Here is a 3,674-nt window from a genome sequence, read left to right as displayed (position 1 = left end):
CGGGCGCGGCGGCCTGCGTCGCGCCGGCCGCCGGCCCGCGCAGCTCCGCCAGCCGGCGCTGCGCCGCGGCGGCGTGCCGGCTGTCCGGATAGAAGCGCAGGAACGCGTCGATATCCTCGGCCCGGCCGGTGGCGCGCAGCCTGTCCCACAGCGCCGTCTCGGCCAGCTGTGCCGCGGCCTCGGCGGGATCCATCACCTCGATCTCGAGGCTGCCCTCGGCCCGGCCGCCGCGGCTGTCCTCCACGCTGTAGGCGATTGTGCCGGCGGCGCCGGTGAAGCCGGGTTCCGGCACATAGGCGAGCGCCGCCAGTTCCTCCGGCCGCAGCCTTTCGCCGCCCCGCAGTGTCGCGGCGCCGTTGCGCACGACGCCGCGCGGCAGGGTGCGGATGGTGACGACCAGCGGGTCGCCATCCGGGTCCTCCGGCCGGGCGATGTCGAGTGCGCCGGTGTAGATCCGCAGCGTCCGCGCCGCCTCCACCAGCGGCGGCCGGTTGCTCGGCAGCACGGCGATGGCCAGGCTGCCCATGACGCTGCCGCCCCGCCCATCCTCCACCAGGATGTCCAGCGTGCCCACGGGCCCGGTGCCGGCGCCGTCCGGCTTGTAGGTGGCCGTGGCGAAGCGGTCGGCGGCATAGACGGCGCCGGGCGTCACCAGCCGCCCCTCCACCCGCACCTCGCCCGCGCGCGGCAGGCCGGTGATGCGGATGGACAGCGGGTCCTGGTCCGGATCGGTCGGGCGGGCGATGGGCAGGGGCGTCGGCCCCGCGGTGTCCCGCACCTCCAGCCCCGGGATGCTGGCGAGCACCGGCGGCCGGTTGGGTGGTCGGGGGTAGAAGTAGAAGGGCTCGGCGCCGAGCGAGCTGAAGATGAAGGGTTCCTGCCGGTTGCCGGTGGAGCGCAGCACGGTGTCGCGCACGCTGCGGAAGAACAGGCTGAGCTCGAGGCCGGGCACCTGGAAATGCGCCAGCAGCGCCGCGGCGAAGGGGCTGTTGTCGCCAGAGCCATCCTCGGCGATCTGGTCGGCCTTGGTTGCCAGCACGACCATGGTGTTGCGCGGCACGTTGTCCACCCGCGCCAGGCCCGGCGCGCTGGACCCGCGGCCAGCGACGGTCATGGCGCGCGACATCTTGTCGACGAAGGGGTTGTTGCGGCAGGCATCCAGCAGGACGATGCCGATCTTGCGCGCCTGCGATGCCTCGCCCAGCAGCAATTCCAGCGGCATGGCCTCGTAGAGCAGGTCGCGCTCGCGCTCCAGCCGCGCATCGGCGGGCAGCAGGTAGTTCTCCCGCCCCACCTGCACGCCATGCCCGGCATAGTACACCACGGCCGCATCGGCGCGCTGAGCCTTGATGCCGAATTCCCGCACCGCGCGCGTCAGCCGGCGGGTGTCGGCGTCGTAGACCTCGTCCACCTCGAAGCCGAGGCGGCGGAGCGACTCGCCGATCGCGCGCGCATCGTTCACCGGGTTGGTGAGCTGCGGCGCGCTCTGGTAGGCGCCGATGCCGATCACCAGCGCCACGCGCTTCTCCGGCGGCGGCGCCGGCTGCGCCGGGCCGCCGCGCGGCGCCAGCAGCAGGGCCAGCAGCAGGATCGGCAGCAGCCAGGGCCAGCCGGGTAGCGGCGGCCGCACGCGCCTCGTACCGCTCATCGCGTCACCTCGATCGGCAGTCGCGCATCCTCCACGCGCACCCCCGCCATGCCGCGGAAGCGCGCCGCGATCTCGTCCAGGCTGCGCACCGGCAGCGGCTCCAGGTCCTGCCGCTTCAGCGCCTCCGGCAGCAGCAGCCCGACCTCCCGGTCGGCGGCCAGGCAGGCCACCTGCTCCTGTCCCGGCCGGTCGAAGCGGATTGCGAAGGCGCCGGAAGCCGGTGGCACCGCCACGTCCCGGCCCGCCGGCACCAGGGCATCCGGCTGGAAGCGGTTGGGATGGATGCGGGAGATCTCGCCCGTGCCGTCCTGGTAGTAGCAGTAGAGATAGGCATCCGCGGTCGGCCGCGCCTGCACGACCATGGCGTCGCCGACCCGGAAGCTCGGCCGCGCGCCTCGGGCCGTGGTCAGCGTCAGGCGCGGCGCCGCCGGCACGGCAGCGGGCGGCAACGGGACGATCGGTTCGGCGACCGCGGCAGCGGGCACCGCCGCCGGACGGGTGCCGCGGGCGCGGTCCGGGTCGCTCGCCAGCAGCCGGTAGTAGAGCTCGAAATCCACCCGGCCGCTCGGCACCAGGTCGTGGTCGGCCTGATAGCGCGCCACCGCCGGAGTGATGTCGCCGCCATTCGTGGCATAGCCGGTGCGCAGCAGCGCCGCCTCGGTGAAGCGACGGCGCTCCTCCGGACCCATCAGGTCGAACCACTGCCGCGCCTCGGTGCGGAAGGCCGGATTGGTCGGCTCGATCGACAGGCATTCCCAATAGGGCACGCGCGCCAGCTTCCCCAGCACCTCGATGGTCGAAAGCTCGACCAGGTTGCGCACCGCCTGGGCGAAGCCTTCCGACTTGTCGAGCGAGACGCTGAAGGAGACGCCGGCCTTGCCGATCAGCCCGCCGACATCGGCGCCGCGGCCGGACCGCACCACGGCGATGGAGTTGCTGGCGGAGATGCCGGGAAGGATCTGCCGCGTCACCAGGCGTGCCGCGTTCAGGTCCATGGAGATGACCGAGACAACCTGGTCCGAGGAGACGCCGAGGTCGAGCCGCGCCAGCGAGATCCCGGCGCTCTGTGAGGAGGACAGCACGTTGCTGTCGAGCTGGGTGATGGCGCCGCGGATGTAGTAGCTGGGTGCGACGAAGTCCTGCCGCAGCCCGACCAGCTCCGACAGGATCTGCACGTCCAGCTGGGTGATGTCGTAGTCGACGAAGCGGAAGCCGCCGCTCTTCGCCGCCATGCGGGAGACGGCGCTGATAAACATCTCCTTCGTGCCGGCGGCGATAAGCCCGGTGGCGTCCGGGATGCCGGCGGTGGTGATGTAGATGTCGCGCTTGCCGTGCGCCGCCAGCAGGTCGTCCATGCATCGGAGCGATTCGGAGAAGTTGCCGATGTTTCGCACCGCGGCCGTGCGCGGCTGCTGCGCGTCGAAGCTGGTCTCCGGGCGCGGATGGCAGGCGCCGAGCAGCAGCAGCGCCGCTGCGACGCCCCGCTTCGTGCCCAGGGTGATCCGACCTTTCCACCGCGCCATCGCCCGCTCCCTGACATCCGGAACGGCTTCCTGCCGCGTCGCTTCCGGAACCGATAGCAGACAAGGCCAGCTTGCCGGGCGGCGCGCTGTGTCCGGTGTCGCAGGTTCGGTGCAAATCTCGGTGAAGCGCTTTCGCCAATATAGTTGTGATCCCTCGTAACAATGCGCGCCCTGCGCAAGATCATCGGTTTCATCATGGATGTGGCGTGGTTCACAGGCCGGGATGCGGCGGCTGGATAGGGTGCCTGTGTCGAAGCCGACCACCGGGGGCGAGGCGGAAGCCGAAGCCCGGTGTCATCCGAGAGAGACAGAAAGGACCCCGGCCATGCGCAAGATGATCCTCCCCGCCGCCCTCGCCCTGCTGGCCGGTGCGGCCGCCTTCGCCCCCACGGTGCAGGCCCAGGGCCTGGAGACCGGCGGCATCAGCATCACCCGCGGCGGCGGCAACGTGAATGCGGCGACCGGCCGGCAGAGCTTCGCCGGCCAGGCCAACACCACCATCG

Annotated in this window: 2 protein-coding genes; both read right to left on the bottom strand. The window is 72.0% G+C overall.

Annotation, left to right across the window (positions count from 1 at the left end; genetic code table 11):
- On the bottom strand, nt 1-1,648 hold a 1,648-nt coding region (locus tag E2C05_RS29720), incomplete at its 3' end, for a caspase family protein (protein WP_133223230.1).
- Complete coding sequence (locus tag E2C05_RS29715; RefSeq protein WP_133223229.1) at nt 1,645-3,171, bottom strand: DUF4384 domain-containing protein; 1,527 nt, start codon at nt 3,169-3,171, stop codon at nt 1,645-1,647. The genes E2C05_RS29720 and E2C05_RS29715, both read right to left, overlap by 4 nt.
- Nucleotides 3,172-3,674 lie beyond the last annotated feature (503 nt).

Origin of the sequence: Paracraurococcus ruber, assembly GCF_004353985.1 — a bacterium.
Classification (GTDB): Bacteria; Pseudomonadota; Alphaproteobacteria; order Acetobacterales; family Acetobacteraceae; genus Paracraurococcus; species Paracraurococcus ruber.
This window is presented reverse-complemented; position numbering and strand designations above follow the sequence as displayed.